Here is a 21,658-nt window from a genome sequence, read left to right as displayed (position 1 = left end):
CTGTTACCCAGGCGTTGCGGCGAGGCCGCCCGCAGCCGGCGGCTCGAGATTCTAAAAATACGAAACGCAGCTGGCGCACCTCTATCACTCCTCAGACCTCTCATGACCGCTAACCTTTCTACGATCACCTGCATCGAAGATTTGCGCGCCATTGCGCAACAGCGCGTGCCGCGCATGTTCTACGACTACGCCGATTCCGGCGCCTGGACCGAAGGCACCTACCGCGCCAATGAAAGCGATTTTCACAAGATCAAGCTGCGCCAGCGCGTAGCGGTGAACATGGAAGGCCGGTCGTTGCGCACCACGATGGTGGGCCATGACGTGGTGATGCCGCTGGCGATTTCGCCCACCGGCCTGACCGGCATGCAGCATGCCGACGGCGAGATCCTGGCGGCCAAGGCGGCGGCGGATTTCGGCGTGCCGTTCACCTTGTCCACGATGAGCATCTGCTCGCTGGAAGACGTGGCAGAGGCCACCAAAAAGCCGTTCTGGTTCCAGCTGTACGTGATGCGCGACCGCGAATTCGTGGCCAACCTGATCGACCGCGCCAAGGCCGCCGGCTGCACCGCGCTGGTGCTGACGCTGGACTTGCAGATCCTGGGCCAGCGCCACAAGGACATCAAGAATGGCCTGTCGACGCCGCCCAAGCCCACGCTGCGCAACCTGATCAACCTGGCGACCAAACCGCGCTGGTGCATGGGCATGCTGGGCACCAAGCGCCGCACGTTCGGCAATATCGTCGGCCACGCCAAGGGCGTCAGCGACCTGTCGTCGCTGTCCTCCTGGACGGCCGAGCAATTCGACCCGCGCCTGAGCTGGGACGATGTGGAATGGATCAAGCAGCGCTGGGGCGGCAAGCTCATCATCAAGGGCATCCTGGATGTGGAAGACGCGCACCTGGCCGCCAATAGCGGGGCCGATGCGCTGATCGTCAGCAACCACGGCGGGCGCCAGCTGGACGGCGCCATGTCGTCGATCGCGGCGTTGCCGTCGATTGCCGATGCGGTGGGCTCGAAGATCGAAGTCTGGATGGACGGCGGCATCCGTTCCGGCCAGGACATCCTGAAGGCGGTGGCGCTGGGCGCGCGCGGCACAATGATCGGCCGCGCCTTCCTGTACGGCCTGGGCGCGTACGGCCAGGCGGGCGTGACCCGCGTGCTGGAGCTGCTTTACAAGGAAATGGATACGACGATGGCGCTGTGCGGCCGCCGCAATCTTGAAGTGGGCGACCGCAGCATCCTGCTGCCCGGCACGTACCCGACCTGAGACGCGGCGCCTGTGCGCGCCATGCGATGTGATTGAACCGCCGTTCGCGGCGGCCCCTTTCGTACATACCGCGCACCTCGCGCACCATGCGCAGCGCGCGGACGACGCGCACGACGCGGACTACGCCCCGTTGCCGGCGCCCAGGTACTGGCTGGGCCGCCGCAACGCCGGGTCGAAAGGATTGATCTGCGCGCCCACTGCGTCGGCCTCCCGGCGCAGCATCTCAACGATCAGCGGCAGGCGCTCGTCGTTGATGCGTTCGATGGGGGCGGCCACGCTCAGCGCCGCCACCGTGACGCCGTTGCGGTCTTGGACCGGCACCGCCAGCCCCGCGATATTCGGAAACACGCCCTGCCCCTGGCTGCGCGCGTACTGCAATTGCTGGCATTCCTGGATGCGCACCCGCATCGAGATTTCATCGACGAAACCCAGATGGTGCAGCCGGGGAATGTTGAAGCGGATCACCTCTTCGCGTTCCGCCTCCGGCAGGCTGGCCAGCAGCACCAGGCCGCCCTGGCCCATGCCCAGCGGCACGCGCCCGCCGATGTCGCCGGTATGCGAACGCACCGGAAAAGCCCCGTCCACCCGGTCCACGCAGACCGCGTCAAAGCCGCTGCGCACCAGCAGAAAAATGGTGTCGTTCAGCATGCCCGACAGCCGCAGCATGGCCGGGCGGTACAGCGTGCGCAAGCTGGATTGATGCGTGCCCGCGGCCGCTGCCAGCGCAAAGAAAGCCACGCTCAGCTGATAGCCCTTGCTTTGCGCGGGTTGCTCCACCACCCCTTCCTGCATCAAGCCTTGCAGCACGCGATGCACCGTGGCCTGCGCCTGGCCGGTACGCGCGGCGATGTCGGTCAGCCGCAGCTTTTCGCCCTTGGCATCGGCCAACACGCGCAGCACCGCAAACGCCCGTTGCAAGACCCCCTGGCCGCTGGAATCGTCCGCTGTCTCAGTCTTCTTCATTATTGAATTCCGATAAACAAAATATTCAGCATCGTTTGTAGCAGCAAATTCTTCTGGACGGAAATAACAACCAAAAAATTCGATTCTTCGGAAAACCCTAATTGACCATGTATTTTGGCAACTCCTAGACTGCCCCATCGATAAGCCGCTAACGCGCCGGGCAACCGGGCCACGCGCGGCACAACGCCCGCATCGGGCGACGGGGTTTGGAAAATGTCATTTCTGCGGCTGGACAACGTCTCGAAGAACTACGGCGACCTGCGCGTCGTTTCCGACCTGAACCTGACCGTTGAAAAGGGCGAGTTCGTCTCACTGCTCGGCCCCTCGGGTTGCGGCAAGACCACCACCTTGCAGATGATCGCCGGCTTTGCCGACGTGACCCAGGGCGTCATCACGCTGGATGGGCGCGACATCACCCATGCCAAACCCAACACGCGCGGCCTGGGCATCGTGTTCCAAAGCTACGCCCTGTTTCCGCACCTGACCGTGGCCGACAACGTGGCCTTCGGCTTGAAGATGCGCAAAGTGGAACGCGCCGAGCGCGCGGAACGCGTGCGCGAGGCGCTGGCGCTGGTCAAGCTGGACAAGCACGCAGACCGCTATCCGCGCGAGCTTTCGGGCGGCCAACGCCAGCGCGTGGCGCTGTCCCGCGCGCTGGTCATCCGCCCGCCCGTGCTGCTGCTGGACGAGCCGCTGTCCAACCTGGATGCCAAGCTGCGCGAAGACATGCAGTTTGAATTGCGCGGCATCCAGAAGAAGATCGGCACCACCACCGTGATGGTCACGCACGACCAGGCCGAAGCCCTGTCGATCAGCGATCGCGTCGTGGTCATGCAGGACGGCCGCGCCACACAGGTGGACGCGCCGTTTCGCATGTACGAACATCCGCAAACCGAATTCATTTCGCGCTTTGTCGGCAAGACCAACCTGTTGCCTGGCCGCGTCACGCGTTGCGGCGCGCAAGCCGAAATCGAAACCGGCGCGCTGCGGGTGCTGGTCGACGGCGAAGGCCTGCGCCACGGCGACAACGTGCAGCTGTCGCTGCGCCCCGAAAAACTGGTGCCGGTGCCCGCCGGCCAGGGCAAGCTGGCCTGTGTGGTCAGTACGCGCTACTTCCTGGGCAGCCAGTGGATGTACGACCTGGATTCGCCGGTGGGGGCGCTGACCGTGCTGACGCCCAACGACGGCCGCCGCCCGCATGACGATGGCGAGACCATCGGGCTGGACTGGGCCGAAGGCGTGCTGCGCGTGTTGCGCGCGCCTGCCGTGGAAAAGGCCGCCTGACATGGCGACGCTGACTCAAGCCGCCACCGGCCCCAAGCCGCGCAATGATGGCCTGCTGGCCATTCTGGGCTCCATCCCGCTGGCCATTGTTTTTCTGACACTGGTGCTGACGCCGCTGGCGCTGACCTTCGTGCTGTCGTTTCGGCCGTTCGACTACGGCGCGGGCATCTTGCCCGGCCATACGTTCGAACACTATCTGGCCGTGGTCACCGACAGTTATTTCCTGGAGATCTTCTGGCGCACTTTCTGGATCGCCGGCGTCACCACGCTGATCTGCGTGCTGATCGGCGCGCCCGAAGCCTACATCCTGTCCCGCATGGGCAAGCCGTGGCGGTCCATCTTTTTGCTGGTCGTGCTGTCGCCCCTGTTGATATCGCTGGTGGTGCGGGCGTTCGGCTGGAGCATGCTGTTGGGACCAGGCGGCGCCATCGGTCGCGCGGCCGCCGCCCTGGGCATGGGGCCGCTGCTGTACACGCCCACCGCCGTCATCATCGGCCTGGTGCACGTGATGCTGCCCTTCATGGTCATCCCCGTGTGGACGTCGCTGCAAAAGCTGGACCCCACCGTCGAGCATGCCGCGCTGTCGCTGAACGCGTCGCGTTTTCAGACGCTGACGCGCATCGTGCTGCCGCAAGCCATGCCCGGCATCCTGTCGGGCAGCCTGATCGTGTTCGGCCTGTCGGCCAGCTCGTTCGCCATCCCCGCGCTGCTGGGCGGACGACGGCTGAAGATGGTCGCCACCGTCGTGTACGACGAATTCCTGACCGAGCTGAACTGGCCGCTGGGCGCGGCCATCGCCATCGTGCTCCTGGTGCTCAACGTCATCATCATGATGGCGTACAACCGCGTTGTCGAACGCTCTTACCGACGCAGCCTGGGCTAGCCGACAAGGAACCAACATGCAGAAAAACGGCCCTTTCGCGCTGGCGTTCAACTTCCTGGTGGTGGCCTTCGTGCTGGCGCCGCTGGTCATCGTGTGCCTGGTGGCGTTCACGCCCGACTCCACGCTGACAGTGCCCACCACGCAATTTTCGCTGCGCTGGTTCCGGGCGGTGTTCGAACATCCCAACTTCATGCAGGCGTTTCAGAACAGCCTGTGGCTGGCCTTTCTGTCGGCCACCATCGCCGTGTGCCTGGCCGTGCCGGCCGCCATCGCCATTACGCGTTACCGCTTCCCGGGCCGCGATGTGCTGAACGGCCTGTTCCTGTCGCCGCTGATGATTCCGCACCTGGTGCTGGGCGTGGCGCTGCTGCGCTTTTTCGCGCTGATGGGCATGGCCGGCAGCTTTTCTTGGCTGGTCGCCGCGCACGTCGTCGTCATCACGCCGTATGTGATGCGGCTGGTGATCGGCGCGCTGGTCGGCTTTGACCGCTCCATCGAACACGCCGCGCTGTCGCTGGGCGCCAGCCGCGCCACCGTGTTCTTCCAGATGACCCTGCCGCTGATCATTCCCGGCGTGTCCGGCGGCTGGCTGCTGGCCTTCATCAACAGCTTCGATGAACTGACCATGTCCGTCTTCATCACCGCGCCGTCCACCATCACGCTGCCCGTGCGCATGTACATGTACGCCACGGAATCCATCGACCCGATGATGGCCGCCGTGTCGGCGCTGGTCATCCTGTTGACCGCCGTCACCATGCTGTTGCTGGACCGCGTGTACGGCCTGGACCGCGTGCTGGTGGGGCAGAAATGAAACGCTTGCCGTTGGCGAAAAGAGAGGCGCCGGCATCATGGCAATACTGAAACGCCTGGCGGAATCGGGCCGGCCCGCCGTCCCGTTCACCTTGAACGGGCAAGCCTGTACCGCGCTGGCCGGCGACACCGTCTTGACCGCCGTGCTGACCCAGGCCGACTGCGTGCGCCATTCCGAATTCAGCGGCGCCCCACGCGCCGGCTTCTGCATGATGGGCGCCTGCCAGGACTGCTGGATGCAGCTTGAAGACGGCTCGCGCCTGCGCGCCTGCTCAACGTTTGTCGAACCCGGCATGCGTCTTTTAAGTCTGCCCGTGGCGCCCGCTGCCGTGCCCGGCACGCTGGCGGCGGCACCCTGGCCCGAGGACGACATCGCATGAGCATCGTGATGCCCGTCATCGTAGGCGCCGGCCCGGCCGGCGTGCGCGCCGCCCAGGCCCTGGTCGCGCACGGCCTGCGGCCCGTCATCCTGGACGAAGCGCCGCGCGCCGGTGGCCAGATCTATCGCCAGCCACCACCCGAATTCCAACGCCCGAAGTCCGCGCTGTACGGCTTTGAACATCGCAAGGCCGATGCCGTGCATCGCGCCATGGCCGCCTTGCAGCCGCACGCCGACTATCGACCCGGCAGCCTGGTGTGGAACGTGGAAGGCAAGACGCTGGACGTGATGCAAGACGGCGTCAGCACCGCCGTGCCCTACACCCACCTGATCCTTGCCACCGGCGCCACCGACCGCGTGCTGCCCTTTCCCGGCTGGCTGACCCCCGGCGTCTACACCTTGGGCGGATCGCAGGTCGCGCTTAAATTCCAGGGCTGCGCCATCGGATCGCGCGTGGTCTTCATGGGTACCGGGCCGCTGCTTTACCTGGTGGCCTATCAATACGCCAAGGCCGGCGCGCAAGTGGCCGCCGTGCTGGACACCGCGCGCTTTACCGACCGCCTGGCCGCGCTGCCCGGCATGCTGCGCGCGCCCGGGCTGCTGGCCAAGGGGATGTACACCATGGCCTGGCTGCGCGCGCATGGCGTGCCGCTGCATCGCGGCGTGCGGCCCGTCGCCGTGCATGGCAAGGACCGCGTATCGGGCCTGACCTATCGCCAGGCCAACCGCGAACAAACCGTGTCCTGCGACGCCGTGGCCTACGGCCTGGCGCTGCGATCCGAAACCCAACTGGCCAGCCTGGTCGGCTGCGAATTCGAATTCAATGCGCGCGATAGAAACTGGACGCCACGCCGCGATGCCGCCGGACGCGGCAGCGTGCCCGGCGTCTATGTCGCCGGTGACGGCGCCGCCATCGCCGGCGCCGACGCCGCCGAACTTGCGGGTGAACGCGCCGCGTTGGCGCTGCTGCAAGACATCGGCCAACCCATCGACACCGCGCGTGCCCGCCTGCTGGAAACGCGCCTGGCCGCCAACAGCCGAGTGCGCTCCGCGCTGGAACGCGCCTTTCCCTTTCCCGAGGACTGGGCCGCAACCATCGCCGACGACACCGTCATCTGCCGCTGCGAAGACGTGACGGCTGGCACGGTGCGACGCGCCGTCACCGACACGGGCGCGCAAGAACTGAACCGCCTCAAAGCGCTGACACGCGTCGGCATGGGCCGCTGCCAGGGCCGCATGTGCGGCGCGGCGGCAGCCGAGGTCCTGGCGCAAGCCTGCGGCCGCACGCCCGCCGACGTGGGCCGCTTGCGTAACCAGCCGCCCGTCAAACCGGTACCCGTGCGCGTGGTGTGCCTGGAACGCCAGGACAAGGTGTCGACATGACGCGGCGCATCGACACCGAAGTGGCCATCATCGGCGGCGGCATCGTCGGTGGCAGCGCCGCGCTGTTCCTGCGGCGCGCCGGCGTACCCGTCGTCTTGCTGGAAGCCGCCTTGTGCGGCGCGCGCGCCAGCGGCGTCAACTATGGCGGTGTGCGGCGGCAAGGGCGCGGGCTGGAACAGATGCCCCTGGCCCGACGCGCACATGAACTGTGGGGCCAGCTGCCGTCACTGATCGGCATCGATGGCGAATACGTGCGCTCTGGTCATTTGAAGCTGGCCGCGTCCAACGCCGACATGGTGCAGTTGGAAGCGTATCGCCAGCGCACGCGCGGCTTCGGCATGCACCTGCAAATGCTGGACCGCCGCGAGCTGGCGCGCCGCTTCGGCTGGCTGGGCCAGGACGTCGCGGGCGGATCCTTCTGCCCCGAAGACGGCCACGCCAACCCCCGGCTGGTGTCACCGGCTTTCGCGCGCGCGGCGGCGGCGCTGGGCGCCGACGTGCGCGAAGGCGTGAAGGTTACCCAGGCCGATCACGACGGCACGCACTTCATCGTGCGCGCCGACGGCCTGGAAGTGCGCTCCCGCGTCCTGCTCAATTGCGCGGGCGCCTGGGCGGGCCGCTTTGCAGAGCACTTTGGCGAAGCCGTACCCGAAACGTCCATCCACCCTTTGATGATGGTCACCGAGCCGCTGCCCCTCTTCATGGACGTCAGCCTGGGCATACAAGGCGGTGGCATCTACGCACGACAGGTCGCGCGCGGCAATTGCGTCATCGGCGGTGGCCGTGGCGTGTCCACCGACCCCGACTACGCACGGCCCGGCCGCGCCGGCCTGGGCGCGCTGATGGCCAACGCTACCCGGCTGCTGCCCGTGCTGCGCGGCGCGCAGGTCATCCGCTTCTGGACCGGCGTGGAAGGCAACATGCCCGACCACAATCCCGTGCTGGGCCCCAGTGCCCGAGTCCCCGGCCTGTTCCACGCCTTCGGCCTGTCCGGCGCCGGTTTCCAGATCGGCCCCGCCGTGGGCGAAGTGCTTTCCGAACTGGTCGTGCGCGGCCAGTCCTCGATTCCTATCGATGCCTTTTGCATTGAACGATACGCGGCCGCCGCTCACGGCGCCGTGGCTCGGCCTGAACGTGTTCGTGAGCAAACGCAGGAGTCACCATGATGGATAAGAAACAGGGCGCATCGCGCCTGAGCAAGGGGAAGCGGCTGCTGGGCGCGGCAACGTTGGCGTTGCTGTCCGCAGGGGCCATGGCGCAGCAAAAGACCTTGTACGTCGGCATGAACGGCGGCGACATGGAACGCGCCTTCACGCAATACGTGTTCCCCGATTTCGAGAAAGCCAACAACGTGAAAATCGTCGTCGTGCCCGGCACGTCGACCGACGTACTGGCCAAGGCGCAAGCCTACAAAGACAACCCGCAGATGCACGTCATGTTCCTGGACGACGGCATCATGGCGCGCGCCATCTCCATGGGCCTGTGCCAACAGCTCAATGACGACCCCGTCCTGAAAGAGCTGTACCCCACTGCCGTGATGAAAGACCGCATGGCCGCCGGCATCGACATCGGCATGACCGGCCTGGGCTACAACACCAAGATGTTCGCCGACAAAGGCTGGGCACCGCCCACCTCCTGGATGGACCTGGCCGACCCCAAGTACAAAGGCAAGGTCGTATTCCAGTCCGCCGCCGGCAGCACCTTTGGCCTGCACGGCTTCCTGATGTTCAACCGCATCCAGGGCGGCGACGACAAGAACTATGAACCCGGCTTCAAGAAGTGGCCCGACACCATCGGCCCCAACGTGCTGGAATACATCCCCAACTCGGCCAAGCTGGCCGAAATGATCCAGTCCAACGAAGCCGCCATCTTCCCGCTGACCCCCACCGCCATCGCCCGCCTGAAAAAGCGCGACATCCCGGTGGAATACGCCCAGCCCAAGGAAGGCTCCGTCATCCTGATGGTGGGTGAATGCGTCATCGCCAAGAACAGCGAACCCGAACTCTCGCAAAAATTGGCGCTGTACCTCTTGTCCGCCAGCGCGCAGGCCAAGGCACTGGAAATGGGTGGCCACTTCCCATCCAACAAAAACGTCAAGGCGTCCGCCGCCAGCGCCGACGCGCTCAAGCGCTTCCAGGGCTACATGGAAAACGCCAAGATCCTGGATTGGGACCAGATCAACACTGCGCGCCCCGCCTTCAACGCCCGCTGGAACCGCACCGTCGAACGTTGATAAGATCTTGCAGCGCGCCTGTGGATAAACCGCAAGCGCGCTCGCAAGCAAGCGCCTGCCAGCGTGCGGCCGGTACGCGCGTAGCAGACGCGCGTCCGCTAACGCGCGTCTGCTAACACGCATCCGCTACGTGCGTCCGCCAACAAGGAACCTTTGCATGCGGCTCATCATCAATTCCGGCGGCCCCGCCGCCATCGACGCGTGGCGCGCACAGTTCCACGCCTTCGCGCCGCAGTTGGACGTGGTCGGGTGGCATGAAGACGTCGCGCCCGACAGCGTCGATTACGCGTTGGTCTGGGCGCCCGACGCCGGCCGCCTCGCCACGTTCCCCAACCTGAAACTGATCATCAGCGCGGGCGCCGGCGTCGACCACATCCTGGCCGACCCCCAGCTACCCCGGCACTTGCGCATCGCCCGCATGGTCACCGCCCGCACCCAAACCGAAATGGCCGAATTCGTGCTGACGTCCGCGCTGATGCTCACGCGCGACATCAAGCGCGTGGTGAATAACCAGGCACGCCAACATTGGGAACTGTTCGACTCCCTGCGCGTTGCCGCGGACGTACGCGTCGGCATCATGGGCCTGGGCCACCTGGGCGTCGCCGCCGCGCAACTGCTGTCGCGTGTCGGCTTCCCCGTCAGCGGCTGGTCACGCGGCGCCAGCCAACTCGACGGCCTGCCCTGCTACGCGGGCCAAGCGGAATTCGGCCAATTCCTGGCCAACACCGACCTGCTGGTCTGCCTGCTGCCCGCCACCGAGGCCACCAAAGGCATCCTCAACGCCACCACGCTATCGCAGCTGCCGCGCGGCGCCAGCCTGATCAACGCCGGCCGTGGCACGCATATGGTCACGCAAGACGTCATCGCCGCGCTGGACAGCGGCCAGTTGCACCAAGCGGTGCTGGACGTTTTCGAACAAGAGCCGCTACCGGCGGACTCCCCCTTGTGGACGCACCCGCAGATCATCATCACGCCCCATTGCGCGGCGATCCCCGACCGCAAGGAACGCGCCCGTCACACCGCATGGCTGATCGAAGCCAACGAGCGCGGCGATGCGCTACCCAACATCTACGATCCGCTGCGCGGATATTGAGCGCACACCCCACGAGGCGTCTATCCCCCCGGTTGGAATGAACATCAAGCTCTAGCATTGGCACTGGCGCCAGCAGCATCAGCACCAGCACCAGCATCAGCACCAGCACCAGCACCAGCATCAGCAACAGCATCAGCACCAGCATCAGCATCAGCAACAGCACCTGCACCAGCATCAGCATCAGCATCAAGCAGCAACAGCAGGCAGTAAGCACGGAGCAGCACCAAGCACCCAGCACGCCACACCAATCAAGACGACCCGGCACCAATCAAGACGACCCCGCACCAACGCGCGTAAGCCCCAAAAGGCCGCCCGCGCGGCCGGCCTGGGGCGGGCCCCGCAAGATCTTCCAGCCCACCACCACCCTCGCAAAAAAACGCCAAGCACTCCACCCTCCCCCCCCTGACGTCAGCGCAAACTGACCGAGCATGGTGTGGCGGTGGCTGGTGGGAGGCGGGGAGTCGATAAGCCCGAGGGAATCCGAAGGCAGTCGCCGCAGGCGACAACGAGGATGACGACGGGGCAGTCCGGAGCGAAGGCTCCGGACCGCAATCGTTGACCCGCCTCCCACCAGCCGCCGCCACGCCGTGCGTCAAAAGAACCCTCCCCAACAAAAAAACCGCAAAATCCGCAAATCCCCCAAAGCTACATTGCCCTCCAAGGAGCAAGCATGAAGCCCGAAACCCGATCCCTCTACACCGACCGCCTGGACCCCGTCCTGCGCTGGCTCGCCGCCCACCCTGACGCCGACCCCGATCTGCACCAGCTGGCCGACCTGGCTTGCCTGTCGCCGTATCACTTTCACCGGGTCTACCGCGCCATGATGGGCGAAACGGTCAACGCCACCGTCCAACGCATCCGCATGCATCGCGCCGCCGCTGCCTTGGCCGATTCCCAGGCGCCGTTAAGAGCCATTGCACAACGCGCCGGTTACGACTCCGACGCCGCCTTCAATCGGGCATTCGGCAACTTCTTCGGCACCCCGCCCGGCCGCTACCGCGCCGCGCGTTCCCAACCCTTAGCCCTTCAGGAGCCTGCCGTGTACCCCATCGCCATCGAACACTTCCCCGGCGCCACCCTCGCCGTCCTGCCCCACCAAGGCAGCTACCAAGACATCGGCCCCGTCTTTACCCGCGCCTTCATGCTTGCCTACGGCCGTGGCATCGCCGACCCCGCAACGCCAGGCTTCGGCGTCTACTTCGACGACCCCGAACAAGTCCCCGAAAACAAGCTGCGATCCCTGGCCGGCATGGCCGTCAACGTTGACGCCGACTTGGGCGAAGAACTGCAACGCCACATCATTCCCGCCTGCCGCTGCGCCATCCTGACCTACACCGGCCCCTACAACGAAATGGCCAAACCCTACCAATGGATGTTCTCTGAATGGCTACCCGCCAGCGGCCACCTGCCCGCCGACATCCCCATGTTCGAGCAATACCTGAACGACCCCCGCAACACCCCGCCCGCCCAACTGCAAACCCGCATCTGCCTGCCCTTGAAATAAGGCCTGGCACGGCGCCACCCGCTACCCCAGCACGCCGGCCAGGTACTGCCTGAGCCACGCGTGCGCCGGGTCGTCCTGATAGCGCTCGTGCCAGTACAACGACACCGTAATCTGCGGCAACGTCAACGGCACCTTCTGCGTCACGATCCGCGCCGCGCCCGACATCGCGCGTGCAACGCTTACCGGCATCGTCGCAATCAAATCAGACCCTTCCACAATGAACGGGCACACCAGATAACTGGACAACGTCGCCACGATCTTGCGGCTGCGGTTCTGCCCCATCAAGATGCGATCAATCGCCGTACTGAAATAACGCGTGTGCGCCGCCAGATCCAGATGCCCATAGCTCAGGTACGCGTCCAGGTTCCAACGCTTGCGCAAACACGGATGCCCCTCGCGCACGATGCACACCGCCGGCTCCTGGTACAGAAAGCGTGTGCGCAGATCCGGCGCCGGATCAGGAAAATACCCCGCGATCAACTCCACATGGTTCGTGTCCAGCATGCTCAAGCCATGTTGCGGCCGGGCCGGCACAATCTGCAATTGGAAGTGCGGCGCATCCACCGCCAGCCGCGGAATCAACTTCGGCAGCAACGTGTATTGCACATAGTCCGTTGCGTACAACGACAACGTGCGCGATGAATGCGCCGGGTCGAACGCCTCGCGGGTGCGAGTCGCGCGATGCCAGCTTTCCAGCAAGGGCTTGAAGTTCTGATGCAACTCCATCGCGCGCAACGTCGGCTGCCACGCACCGCCCTCGCGCACCAGCAACGGGTCGCCGAACAGCTGACGCAGCCGATTCATCGCCGCGCTCATCGCCGGCTGGCTGATGTTCATCGCCTCGGCCGCGCGCGACACGTTGCGGCACGCCATCAGCGCGTCAAAATGCAAAAGCAGATTCAGGTCCGGATTCTTCACGGCCATGCACCTATAAATAGCGTTTATACAAATATAAGCCCGCAGGGCTGCTGCCCTTGAAGCCAGAAGCCTAGGATGACCCTGTTGTTGCAGCGAACCAGGACCGGACACGCATGATCCGGCCACAAGGAAGTTCTATCAACAAGGGGAAACCAAGCCATGAACCAAGGGCTGATACGTCGTTGCTGTCGCATTGCCGCCGGACTCGTGATCTTCGCCACCGCCAGCGCCGCGCAAGCGGCCTGGCCAGACAAAGTCATCCGCATCGTCGTGCCGTTCGCGGCGGGCGGGTCCACCGATTTGATCGCGCGCAAAATCGCCGAAGGACTCGGCCAGCGCCTTTCCGCCAACGTCATTGTTGAAAACCGGCCCGGCGCGGGCGGCACCGTCGGCACCGAATACGTCGCCCGCCAGCCTGCCGACGGCTACACCATCCTGATGGGATCGGTCAGCACGCACGGCAGCGCGCCCTGCGTGTATTCCAAGCTGCCGTACGACGCCGTCAAGGACTTCACGCCACTGACCGTGATCGCCACGATTCCGAATGTGATGTCGGTCAACCAGTCAGTGCCCGCCAATAATCTGCAAGAGTTCGTCGCGCTGTTGAAGAAGGAACCCGAGAAGTATTCCTTCGCGTCCAACGGCCAGGGCACCTCCAACCACCTGGCTGCCGAACTCTTCAAGTCCACCGCCGGCGTCTCCATGGTGCACGTGCCGTATCGCGGCTCGGGTCCCGCGCTGATCGACCTGGTGGGCGGCCAGATCAACATGATGATGGACGTGGTGATGACGTCCTACCCCTACATCAAGGACGGCAAGATCAAGGCGCTGGCCGTCACCTCGCCACAGCGCTCCGCGCTGCTGCCCGATGTGCCCACCGTCGCGGAATCCGGCTACCCCGGCTACGAAGCCATGGTGTGGTTCGGCATGTTGGCGCCTGCCAACCTGCCCGAGCCGCTGCGCCAGAAACTTACGGACGGCCTGGTGCAGACCCTGCACGCGCCCGCCATGAAAACGTACCTGGAACAACAGGGCGCACAAGTGTCTGACGTGGCCGGCCCCGCCTTCGCCACGATGATCAAAAGCGAGATCAACAAATGGTGCGGCGTCGTCAAGCAAGCCGGCATTCGCCTGGACTGATCTTGCGCGCCTAGTCCTTTCTTTGGAATCAACGATATGTATCGCATAGGGATAGACGTCGGGGGCACGTTCACCGACTTCACGATGATCGACGAGGACGCGGGCGTCGTGCACTTTCACAAAGTGCCGTCCACCCCGCACGACCCGTCCGAGGCCATTGCCACGGGCATCGGCCAGATGTTGGCGGACCATGGCGTGCCGCCCTCGCAGGTGTCGCACGTGGGGCACGGCACCACGGTGGCCACCAACCTCATCATCGAACGCAAGGGCGCGCGCGTCGGCCTCATCACCACGCGCGGCTTTCGTGACGTGCTGGAAATCGGCCGCCAGACCCGCCCGCACCTGTACGACTACAGCGTCGGCAAACCGCCCGTGGCGGTGCCGCGCGAGTTTCGCATTGAAGTCAGCGAACGCGTCAGCGCATCGGGCGACGTGCTGACCCCGCTGGACGAGGACCAGGTGCTGGCGGCCGCGCGGCAGTTCGCCGCCGCCGGCATCGAGGCCGTCACCGTCTGCTTTCTGCATGCGTACCGCAATCCCGAGCATGAACGTCGCGCTGCAAAAATCGTGGCCGAGGCCATGCCGGGCGCCTACATCAGCCTGTCGTCCGACGTGCTGCCTGAATTCCGTGAATACGAACGCCTGTCCACCACCGTGCTGAACGCCGCCGTCGGCCCCAAGATGGCCCGCTACCTGGAACGCTTCATGCAGCGCGTGCGCGACCTGGACATCGGCCACGAGCCGCACACCATCCATTCCAACGGCGGCCTGATGTCGATCGGCACCGTGCGCCAGTACCCCGTGCGCACCTGCCTGTCCGGCCCGGCGGCCGGCGTGGTGGGCGCAGCGGCCGTGGGCCGCGCCATCGGCAGCCTGAACCTGGTTACGTTCGACGTCGGCGGCACCAGCACCGACGTGTCGCTGGTGTGCGAAGGCCGGCCGCTGTTCACCTCGCATCGGCATGTGGCCGGCTACCCCGTCAAGACCCCCATGGTCGATATTCACGTCATCGGCGCGGGCGGCGGCAGTATCGCGTGGCTGGACGATGCCGGCGCCCTGAAGGTGGGGCCGCACAGCGCGGGCGCGGTGCCTGGCCCGGTGGGCTACGGCCGTGGCGGCCAGGAGCCCACCATCACCGACGCCGAGATCGCGCTACAGCGCCTGAACCCCGTCGCCCTGCTGCGTGGCCGCATGCCCGTACACGCCGACGCCGCGCGCGATGTGATCTCGCAGCGCGTGGCGCAGCCGCTGGGCATGGACCTGGAAGCGGCGGCCGAAGGCATCCTGCGCATCGCGGCGGCCAACATGAGCCGCGCCATCCGCGCCGTGTCCACCGAACGCGGCTACGACCTGTCCAATTTTGCGCTGTACGCCTACGGCGGCGCCGGGCCGCTGCACGCGGTCGAGGTCGCCGAGGAATGCGGCATCCCCGTCGTGATCGTGCCGCAGGAACCCGGCACCATGTGCGCGCGCGGCATCCTGCTCAGCGACATCTCATTTGACTTCGTGCAAAGCGAAATCTCGTTGGCCAGCGAAGCCGGCTGGCCCGCCATTACCGCCATCTTCGATGGCTTGCGCGAGCAGGCCGAACGCTGGCTGGAACAAGAACGCGTGGACCCTGCGCTGCGCGTCTGCCACAGCGCCATCGACGCCCGCTACGAAGGGCAGAACTTTGAAGTGCAGGTCAGCGTCGACGGCATGGGCGCGGGCGGCTACGCCGAATTCGCGCGCCGCTTTGCCGACGCGCACGAACGCGAATACGGCTACACGGTCGATGACCGCAAGGTGCAGATCATCAACTGCCGCATGCAGGCCGTGGGCCAGGTGGTGAAAGCGCCATTGGCGCCGCGCCACATCGGCGGCGCGCTGCAAGACGCCAGCCTGGGACGGCGCAAAGCCTACTTCGGCCCGGTGCACGGCTGGCTGGAAACACCCGTCTACGACCGCGACCTGGTGCCGACCGGCGCGCGCTTCATCGGCCCCGCCCTGCTTGAGGAAATGAGCTCGACCACGGTGGTGGGCGTGGGCCATGAGGCCAGCGTGGACGACTACGGCAACCTGATCATTCGTTTGCAAGGAGGCTTGCATGGCTAAGCCCGACAATTCCAAGCCCAACAATCCCGAGCCCGACAATTCCGACGCCGGCATTGCGCTGGCCGACCCGATCGGCATGGAGGTATTTTGCAACCGCCTGCTGTCCATCACCGAGGACATGAACAATACGCTGGTGCGCGCGTCGTTCTCCACCAACATCAAGGAACGCAAGGACTGCTCGGTGGCGCTGTTCGACGCCGCCGGGCGGCTGGTGGCGCAGGGCACGCAGATTCCGCTGCACCTGGGCTCGCTGGACGGCGCCATGGGCGCCATCCTGCGCGCGTATCCGGTGAACGAGATTCGTGAAGGCGACGTGTTCATCTGCAACGACCCTTACCTGGCCGACGGCAGCCACCTGCCCGACATCAACATCGTGACGCCCGTGTTCTGGGACGGCGTGCTGCGATTTTTCGCCGCCAACATCGCGCACCATTCCGACGTCGGCGGCGCGGTGCCGGGGTCCATCGCGGGCGGCTTGAAGTCCATCTTCGAAGAAGGCATACGCATCCCCGCCTGCCGCATCGCCCGGCACGGACAAACGGACGAAGACCTGCTGCGCCTGATCTGCGCCAACACCCGCGACCCCGAAGAGCGCGTGCTGGACCTGCGCGTGCAGATGGCCACCAACCGCCGTGGCGCCGCCGCCGTGCAAGGCCTGATCCGCCAGATGGGGCTGGAGGCCGTGCTGCGTTCCGTGGATGACGTCATCACATACACGCGCCGTCGCCTGCTCAACCGCATCGCCGAATTGCAGGAAGGCAGCTACACCTTCCGCAGCGACCTGGACGACGATGGCATGGGCGGCGACCCGGTGCCGATCCAGGTGACGCTGACCGTGCGGCGCGACAAGCTGCATTTCGATTTCGAAGGGTCCGGCAAACAGGCGCGAGGCGCGATGAACCTGCCGTTCAACGCGTTGCGCGCCTGCGTCTACTACGCCGTAAAGGCGTTGCTGGACCCTGACCTTGCGCCCAACGCGGGCCTGTTCGATCCCATCACCTTGTCGGCGCCCGTGGGCACCATCACCAACCCCGAGCATCCCGCCGCCGTCGGTGCGCGATCGATTACCGCGCAGAAGGTCGCGGGCGCGATATTCGGCGCGTTCCGAGGCCTGCTGCCGCCGCAAAAAACCATGGCGTCCAGCAACGATTGCTGCCCGGCCATTGTGTTTTCCGGCCGCTGGCGCGAGCGCGCCGGCCACTTCGTCTATCTGGAAACGCTGGGCGGCGGCGCGGGCGCGCGCTTTGATACCGATGGCATGGATGCCGTGCACGTGCACATGACCAACACGTCGAACCTGCCCGTGGAAGCGCTGGAAAACGAGTACCCGCTGTTGATGGACGAGTACGCGATGATTCCGGATTCGGGTGGCGCGGGCCGCACGCGCGGCGGCATGGCAATTGCCAAACAGATACGCGCCGTGGGGCCGGGCATCGTGTTCTCGGCGCGGTCCGACAGCCACACGGTGGGCGTGGCGGCCGGCGTGGATGGCGGCGGCGACGGACGCCGCGCGCGGCTGGTGCGCAACTTCGGCACGCCGCAAGAGGAAGAACTGTTTTCCAAGACCGCCAATATCGCGCTGGCGTCCGGCGAAAGCGTGCGCATCGAAACGCCGGGCGGCGGCGGCTACGGGCCGGCCGCCGAACGGCCGCAGGCCCGCATCGAGCAGGACCTGGCCGACGGCAAGATCACGGCCGACGCAGCGCGCACGGCCTATGGCGCGCGTGGCGCCAAGGCCGTCATCGCCACTAGCCAGCCTACGCCACGTTGAGCGTCATCGAGTACTTCATCTTGTCGTGCGGGAAGGTGGTGATGGTGGCCAGCAGCAACAGGCCGCCCTCACCGTAGTAGCGGCGGGTAATGACAAAGCCCGCCGTCTTGGGCTCGACCTTGAGTTGCCTGGCCACCGTTGCATTGATGGGCGTGGCCGAGAACTCCTGGTTGACCTCGGTAATGCGGTCGCCGAAGTGATCTTCGATCAGCCGCAGCAGCGAGATGCGGGACTTGACCTCGACCTGCACGTTCGAATGTTCGGGATCGGCGTAGATCAGCGTGGTGGCGGCTGCCGTGTCGGCGTCGTCCAGCGTCTTGATGGAGTTGATATGCAGCCAGGTTTTATCGGCCGCGCAGCCCAGCGCTTCGGCCAGCCGCTTGGGCAGCTTGATGGTGCGCACGTCCTGCACCAGCAGCGCAGCGTTGCGGGCGTATTGCAGCAGGTCTGGAAACTGCGAGATGCGCTGCGTGAAGCGGGTGCTGGCGCGGGCGGTCTCAACGCGGGTGCCCACGCCCGGGCGGCGCGACACCATGCCCGCCACCGTCAACATGCGGATGGCTTCGCGAATCGTGTGGCGGCTGGCGTTGAACTGGTCGCACAGCTCGTGCTCGGTGGGCAGCAGCGTCATGACGGGGTAGCGGCCGGTGCTGATGTCGTGCGACAGCGCCTGAAAAATGCTCTTGTAGCGGGGGCCGCCGGCATCGCCCCCGGAGGCGGGCGATTCGGGTTTGCCACGCGCCTGCCGGGCTCCGGCGGGGCCGGCCGCGCGCTCGGAGGATCGGGTCATGGGGGGTGCTCCTTGAATTTTTATATGGGGTTTGTACGGACAATAACCGATTGACAACGATGTCTAGTCGGATTCATTATTTGTCCGGACATTCATGTACGGACAAAGTGTACCAACAATCGGGGGTTCTCATGGGCAAGGTACTTGCAGTGATCGCGGCGACGACGGTAGCCGTCGGACTCAGCGCAAACGCAGCAGCGCAGCAGAAGTTGGTGGTGGCCGGCTACGGCGGCTCGTTCGAAGACATCATGCGCAAGGACATCTTTCCGCCCTTCGCCAAGCAGCACGGTATTGAGCTGGACTACGTGGCCGGCAACTCCACCAACACGGTGGCGCGCTTGCAGGCGCAAAAGAGCAACCAGCAGATCGACGTGGCCATCATCGATGACGGCCCCATGTACCAGGCCATCGCGCTGGGCTTTTGCGAACCCATCAAGGGCCTGCCCGCCGACGACATCTACAGCACCGCGCGCTACAAGGACGACAAGGCCGTGGCTATCGGCATCGTGGCCACCGGCATCATGTACAACAAGAAGGTCTTCGACGAAAAGAAGTGGGCCGCGCCCACGTCGTGGAAAGACCTGAAGGACCCCAAGTACAAGAAGCAGCTGGTGGTGCCACCGCTGAACAATACCTACGGCCTGCACGCGCTGGTGGAATATGCGCGTGAAGGCGGCGGCGGCGAAAAGAAGATCGACGCGGGCTTTACCACCTTCAAGAATGAGGTCGGCCCGAACGTGCTGGTGTACGAGCCCTCGCCGGGCAAGATGACGGAACTGTTCTCGTCAGGCCAGGCCGTGATTTCCGTGTGGGGCAGCGGCCGCGCCAAATCGTTTGCCGACACCGGCTTCCCGGTGGGCTTCGTGTATCCGCAGGAAGGCGCCTATGCGCTGCTGTCCTCGGTATGCCCGGTCGCCAAGCCGAAGACCAATCCCATGGCGCAGGCGTTTGTGCAGTATCTGGTGACGCCCGAAGTGCAGGAAAAGCTGGCCAACGCTTACGGCTACGGGCCGGTCAACAAGAAGGCCAAGGTCACCGATGACCCGCGCGTGCCGCTGCCTATCGGCAAGCGCGCCGCCGACCTGATCGTGATCGACTGGGACACGGTGAACCAGAACCGAGACGATTGGAACAAGCGCTGGACGCGGGAAATCGAGCGCTGACACGCATCGCCGATCGTGCAATACGGGGCGGCGCGGCGCGTCGCCCACGGGAGCCTTCATGAGTTATCTAGTGCTGAACCGCCTGTGCAAGCGCTATGGCGAAACGACCGCAGTGGAAGAACTGAGCCTGTCCGTCAATCGCGGCGAGTTCATTTCCCTGCTGGGGCCTTCGGGTTGCGGCAAGACCACCACGCTGCAAATGATCGCGGGCTTTGTCGAACCCACCAGCGGCAGCATTGTGCTGGACGGGCGCGACGTCAGCCGCGTCCCGGCCAACAAGCGCGGGCTGGGGCTGGTGTTCCAGAACTATGCCCTGTTCCCGCACATGACCGCGTTTGAAAACGTGTCGTTCGGCCTGGAGATGCAGCGGATCAAGAAGGAAGAACGCGAAGCGCGCGTGGCCGATGCCTTGAAGCTGGTCGGGCTGGCGCATCTGGCGGACCGGCATCCGGCTCGCATGTCGGGCGGGCAGCAGCAGCGCGTCGCCTTGGCGCGCGCGCTGGTGATCCGGCCCAGCGTGCTGCTGCTGGACGAGCCACTGTCGAACCTGGACGCCAAGCTGCGCGAGGAAATGCAGCTGGAACTGCGCAGCATCCAGCGCACGATCGGCACCACCACCATTCTCGTCACCCACGATCAGTCGGAGGCGCTGGCGCTGTCGGATCGCATCGTGGTGATGAACCAGGGCCGGGTCGAACAAGTGGCCGAGCCCTTTCAAGCCTACGAAGGGCCGGCCAGCCACTTCGTCGGCGGCTTCCTGGGCAAGGCGAATGTGTTCACGCCCACGGCCGAACAATACGAAAACGAGACGCGCGCGCGCATCGGCGAAGCGCATATCCCCATGGCCGGCGCACCCGTGCCGCAAGGCGCGGTGATCGTCCGCCCCGAAAAAATCCTGTTCTCGGAACCTGCCGCCTGTGCGTTGCCCGGACGCATGAAAACGCGCGTATTCCAGGGCAACCATTGGCTGTGCCAGGTCGACACATCGGTGGGCGAAGTGATGGTGATCCGTCAGAACGACGGCGTGGCCGTGCCCGCCGAGGGCGAGCCCGTGCACTTGCGCTGGCGCGCGCAGGACATGTGCGAAGTCGCGGCCGCGCCCAAGGGCCTGGCGTCATGAGCGCGCGCGCCAACCCATGGATGTTGAGCGCGCCGGCGCTGGTGGTCTACGCCACGTTCCTGGTGGTGCCGATGGCGCTGGTGTTCCTGATCAGCTTCTTCGATTTCCAGTTCTATGGCGGCATGCAGGTGACCTTCACCTGGAAGAACTACGTCGAGATTTTCAGCGACGGCTACTACTACGAAATCTACGCGCGCACCTTCGGCGTGGCGGCGGCCGTGACCGTTGCCTGCCTGGTGCTGGGCACCGCCGAGGCCTACGTGCTGTCGCGCATGGCTAACCCATGGAAAGGCTTGTTCCTGATGGTGGTGCTGGGCCCCTTGTTGATTTCGGTAGTGGTGCGCACGCTGGGCTGGGCGCTGCTGTTCGGGTCCACCGGACTTATCAACAAGGCGCTGATGGGCATCGGGCTGATCAGCACGCCCGTGGACCTGATGTACAGCAATCTGGGCGTGGGCATCGCGCTGACGCACGTGCTGGTGCCCTTCATGGTGATCTCGGTGTGGGCCTCGTTGCAACGGATCAATCCCGCCACCGAAGCGGCCGCCCTGTCGTTGGGCGCGTCCCAGTTCACGGTGATCCGGCGCGTGATCGTGCCGCAGGTGATGCCCGGCATTTTGTCGGGCGCGATCATGGTGTTCGCGATGGCGGCCAGCTCGTTCGCCACGCCGGCCATCATTGGCGGCCGGCGCTTGAAGAACGTGGCCACGGCGGCCTACGACGAATTCCTGAACACACTGAACTGGCCGCTGGGCGCGGCGCTGGCCGTGGTGCTGTTGCTGGCCACCGTCGTCGTGCTGCTGTCCGCCAACCGGATCATTGAACGCAAGTACGGTGCCGTCTTCAACCAGGCAGGGGGCTGAC

At 65.4% G+C, this 21,658-nt stretch carries 20 protein-coding genes; 16 read left to right on the top strand and 4 right to left on the bottom strand.

Annotation, left to right across the window (positions count from 1 at the left end; all coding sequences use genetic code 11):
- The first annotated feature begins 102 nt into the window (after nucleotides 1-102).
- Nucleotides 103-1,266, top strand: a complete 1,164-nt coding sequence (locus AC0Z35_RS21865) for an alpha-hydroxy acid oxidase (protein ID WP_046804031.1) — start codon at nucleotides 103-105, stop codon at nucleotides 1,264-1,266.
- 120 nt (nucleotides 1,267-1,386) lie between these two features.
- Here AC0Z35_RS21865 and AC0Z35_RS21860 read toward each other — a convergent pair whose 3' ends face one another.
- Nucleotides 1,387-2,229, bottom strand: coding sequence for an IclR family transcriptional regulator (locus AC0Z35_RS21860; protein WP_104142370.1), 843 nt, complete (start codon nucleotides 2,227-2,229; stop codon nucleotides 1,387-1,389).
- Nucleotides 2,230-2,442: 213 nt separating this feature from the next.
- On the opposite strand from AC0Z35_RS21860, the gene AC0Z35_RS21855 reads away from it, so the two are divergent.
- The 8 genes from AC0Z35_RS21855 (at nucleotide 2,443) to AC0Z35_RS21820 (ending at nucleotide 10,294) form a co-directional block, all read left to right on the top strand.
- A complete protein-coding gene (locus AC0Z35_RS21855) occupies nucleotides 2,443-3,513 on the top strand; it encodes an ABC transporter ATP-binding protein (RefSeq protein WP_219991473.1) in 1,071 nt (356 codons plus the stop codon).
- 1 nt (nucleotide 3,514) lies between these two features.
- Entirely contained in the window at nucleotides 3,515-4,396 is an 882-nt protein-coding gene (locus AC0Z35_RS21850) for an ABC transporter permease (protein WP_046804029.1), read from the top strand.
- A 16-nt stretch (nucleotides 4,397-4,412) separates the two neighbouring features.
- Nucleotides 4,413-5,207, top strand: a complete 795-nt coding sequence (locus AC0Z35_RS21845; RefSeq protein ID WP_104142367.1) for an ABC transporter permease — start codon at nucleotides 4,413-4,415, stop codon at nucleotides 5,205-5,207.
- Nucleotides 5,208-5,244: 37 nt separating this feature from the next.
- Nucleotides 5,245-5,586, top strand: coding sequence for a (2Fe-2S)-binding protein (locus tag AC0Z35_RS21840; RefSeq protein WP_485132690.1), 342 nt, complete (start codon nucleotides 5,245-5,247; stop codon nucleotides 5,584-5,586).
- A complete protein-coding gene (locus tag AC0Z35_RS21835; RefSeq protein WP_485132689.1) occupies nucleotides 5,583-6,968 on the top strand; it encodes an FAD/NAD(P)-dependent oxidoreductase in 1,386 nt (461 codons plus the stop codon). Before AC0Z35_RS21840 ends, AC0Z35_RS21835 begins: the two co-directional genes overlap by 4 nt.
- Nucleotides 6,965-8,134: an NAD(P)/FAD-dependent oxidoreductase gene (locus AC0Z35_RS21830; RefSeq protein WP_319307461.1), complete on the top strand. Its 1,170-nt coding sequence runs from the start codon at nucleotides 6,965-6,967 to the stop codon at nucleotides 8,132-8,134. Before AC0Z35_RS21835 ends, AC0Z35_RS21830 begins: the two co-directional genes overlap by 4 nt.
- Nucleotides 8,131-9,201, top strand: a complete 1,071-nt coding sequence (locus tag AC0Z35_RS21825) for an ABC transporter substrate-binding protein (RefSeq protein ID WP_046804024.1) — start codon at nucleotides 8,131-8,133, stop codon at nucleotides 9,199-9,201. The genes AC0Z35_RS21830 and AC0Z35_RS21825 overlap by 4 nt, the downstream gene beginning before the upstream one ends.
- Before the next feature lie 157 nt (nucleotides 9,202-9,358).
- On the top strand, nucleotides 9,359-10,294 hold the full coding sequence (locus AC0Z35_RS21820) for a 2-hydroxyacid dehydrogenase (RefSeq protein ID WP_319307463.1): 936 nt from the start codon (nucleotides 9,359-9,361) through the stop codon (nucleotides 10,292-10,294).
- 44 nt (nucleotides 10,295-10,338) lie between these two features.
- Here AC0Z35_RS21820 and AC0Z35_RS21815 read toward each other — a convergent pair whose 3' ends face one another.
- Nucleotides 10,339-10,521, bottom strand: a complete 183-nt coding sequence (locus AC0Z35_RS21815; protein ID WP_485132688.1) for a hypothetical protein — start codon at nucleotides 10,519-10,521, stop codon at nucleotides 10,339-10,341.
- 443 nt (nucleotides 10,522-10,964) lie between these two features.
- Here AC0Z35_RS21815 and AC0Z35_RS21810 point away from each other — a divergent pair, with 443 nt between their 5' ends.
- Nucleotides 10,965-11,798 carry an AraC family transcriptional regulator gene (locus AC0Z35_RS21810; protein ID WP_120153288.1) on the top strand — a complete coding sequence of 278 codons (834 nt, stop codon included), beginning with the start codon at nucleotides 10,965-10,967 and terminating at the stop codon, nucleotides 11,796-11,798.
- A 21-nt stretch (nucleotides 11,799-11,819) separates the two neighbouring features.
- Here AC0Z35_RS21810 and AC0Z35_RS21805 read toward each other — a convergent pair whose 3' ends face one another.
- Nucleotides 11,820-12,722, bottom strand: a complete 903-nt coding sequence (locus AC0Z35_RS21805) for a LysR family transcriptional regulator (protein WP_189371554.1) — start codon at nucleotides 12,720-12,722, stop codon at nucleotides 11,820-11,822.
- A 153-nt stretch (nucleotides 12,723-12,875) separates the two neighbouring features.
- Between AC0Z35_RS21805 and AC0Z35_RS21800 the strand changes: the two genes are divergently transcribed.
- From AC0Z35_RS21800 to AC0Z35_RS21790, 3 genes are read left to right on the top strand one after another with little or no spacing between them, the layout of a single operon-like run.
- A complete protein-coding gene (locus AC0Z35_RS21800) occupies nucleotides 12,876-13,856 on the top strand; it encodes a Bug family tripartite tricarboxylate transporter substrate binding protein (RefSeq protein ID WP_485132687.1) in 981 nt (326 codons plus the stop codon).
- A 36-nt stretch (nucleotides 13,857-13,892) separates the two neighbouring features.
- Nucleotides 13,893-15,950, top strand: coding sequence for a hydantoinase/oxoprolinase family protein (locus tag AC0Z35_RS21795; protein WP_485132686.1), 2,058 nt, complete (start codon nucleotides 13,893-13,895; stop codon nucleotides 15,948-15,950).
- Nucleotides 15,943-17,721 (top strand): hydantoinase B/oxoprolinase family protein, encoded by a 1,779-nt coding sequence (locus AC0Z35_RS21790; protein ID WP_485132685.1) that lies wholly within the window; start codon nucleotides 15,943-15,945, stop codon nucleotides 17,719-17,721. The genes AC0Z35_RS21795 and AC0Z35_RS21790 overlap by 8 nt, the downstream gene beginning before the upstream one ends.
- Here AC0Z35_RS21790 and AC0Z35_RS21785 read toward each other — a convergent pair.
- Nucleotides 17,708-18,511, bottom strand: a complete 804-nt coding sequence (locus AC0Z35_RS21785; protein ID WP_046804018.1) for a GntR family transcriptional regulator — start codon at nucleotides 18,509-18,511, stop codon at nucleotides 17,708-17,710. The genes AC0Z35_RS21790 and AC0Z35_RS21785 overlap by 14 nt on opposite strands.
- A gap of 131 nt (nucleotides 18,512-18,642) precedes the next feature.
- Between AC0Z35_RS21785 and AC0Z35_RS21780 the strand changes: the two genes are divergently transcribed.
- The 3 genes from AC0Z35_RS21780 to AC0Z35_RS21770 are packed head-to-tail and all read left to right on the top strand — an operon-like array spanning nucleotide 18,643 to nucleotide 21,657.
- Nucleotides 18,643-19,674, top strand: coding sequence for an ABC transporter substrate-binding protein (locus AC0Z35_RS21780; RefSeq protein ID WP_046804017.1), 1,032 nt, complete (start codon nucleotides 18,643-18,645; stop codon nucleotides 19,672-19,674).
- Between the two features lie 58 nt (nucleotides 19,675-19,732).
- Nucleotides 19,733-20,794, top strand: a complete 1,062-nt coding sequence (locus AC0Z35_RS21775) for an ABC transporter ATP-binding protein (RefSeq protein WP_046804016.1) — start codon at nucleotides 19,733-19,735, stop codon at nucleotides 20,792-20,794.
- A complete protein-coding gene (locus AC0Z35_RS21770) occupies nucleotides 20,791-21,657 on the top strand; it encodes an ABC transporter permease (protein ID WP_120153298.1) in 867 nt (288 codons plus the stop codon). The genes AC0Z35_RS21775 and AC0Z35_RS21770 overlap by 4 nt, the downstream gene beginning before the upstream one ends.
- Nucleotide 21,658: the final 1 nt, after the last annotated feature.

The organism is Achromobacter sp. 1L-A-4-B-C2 (genome assembly GCF_057291955.1).
The sequence above is the reverse complement of the archived record's forward strand: the minus strand, read 5'-3'. Positions and strand labels throughout refer to the sequence as shown.

Coding starts and splice junctions, on each gene's coding strand:
- AC0Z35_RS21790 (WP_485132685.1), top strand. CDS start 15,943: ATGGCTAAGCCCGACAATTCCAAGCCCAACAATCCCGAGCCCGACAAT.
- AC0Z35_RS21840 (WP_485132690.1), top strand. CDS start 5,245: ATGGCAATACTGAAACGCCTGGCGGAATCGGGCCGGCCCGCCGTCCCG.
- AC0Z35_RS21780 (WP_046804017.1), top strand. CDS start 18,643: ATGGGCAAGGTACTTGCAGTGATCGCGGCGACGACGGTAGCCGTCGGA.
- AC0Z35_RS21860 (WP_104142370.1), bottom strand. CDS start 2,229: ATGAAGAAGACTGAGACAGCGGACGATTCCAGCGGCCAGGGGGTCTTG.
- AC0Z35_RS21830 (WP_319307461.1), top strand. CDS start 6,965: ATGACGCGGCGCATCGACACCGAAGTGGCCATCATCGGCGGCGGCATC.
- AC0Z35_RS21855 (WP_219991473.1), top strand. CDS start 2,443: ATGTCATTTCTGCGGCTGGACAACGTCTCGAAGAACTACGGCGACCTG.
- AC0Z35_RS21845 (WP_104142367.1), top strand. CDS start 4,413: ATGCAGAAAAACGGCCCTTTCGCGCTGGCGTTCAACTTCCTGGTGGTG.
- AC0Z35_RS21770 (WP_120153298.1), top strand. CDS start 20,791: ATGAGCGCGCGCGCCAACCCATGGATGTTGAGCGCGCCGGCGCTGGTG.
- AC0Z35_RS21800 (WP_485132687.1), top strand. CDS start 12,876: ATGAACCAAGGGCTGATACGTCGTTGCTGTCGCATTGCCGCCGGACTC.
- AC0Z35_RS21795 (WP_485132686.1), top strand. CDS start 13,893: ATGTATCGCATAGGGATAGACGTCGGGGGCACGTTCACCGACTTCACG.
- AC0Z35_RS21825 (WP_046804024.1), top strand. CDS start 8,131: ATGATGGATAAGAAACAGGGCGCATCGCGCCTGAGCAAGGGGAAGCGG.
- AC0Z35_RS21835 (WP_485132689.1), top strand. CDS start 5,583: ATGAGCATCGTGATGCCCGTCATCGTAGGCGCCGGCCCGGCCGGCGTG.
- AC0Z35_RS21810 (WP_120153288.1), top strand. CDS start 10,965: ATGAAGCCCGAAACCCGATCCCTCTACACCGACCGCCTGGACCCCGTC.
- AC0Z35_RS21775 (WP_046804016.1), top strand. CDS start 19,733: ATGAGTTATCTAGTGCTGAACCGCCTGTGCAAGCGCTATGGCGAAACG.
- AC0Z35_RS21805 (WP_189371554.1), bottom strand. CDS start 12,722: ATGGCCGTGAAGAATCCGGACCTGAATCTGCTTTTGCATTTTGACGCG.
- AC0Z35_RS21865 (WP_046804031.1), top strand. CDS start 103: ATGACCGCTAACCTTTCTACGATCACCTGCATCGAAGATTTGCGCGCC.
- AC0Z35_RS21785 (WP_046804018.1), bottom strand. CDS start 18,511: ATGACCCGATCCTCCGAGCGCGCGGCCGGCCCCGCCGGAGCCCGGCAG.
- AC0Z35_RS21850 (WP_046804029.1), top strand. CDS start 3,515: ATGGCGACGCTGACTCAAGCCGCCACCGGCCCCAAGCCGCGCAATGAT.
- AC0Z35_RS21820 (WP_319307463.1), top strand. CDS start 9,359: ATGCGGCTCATCATCAATTCCGGCGGCCCCGCCGCCATCGACGCGTGG.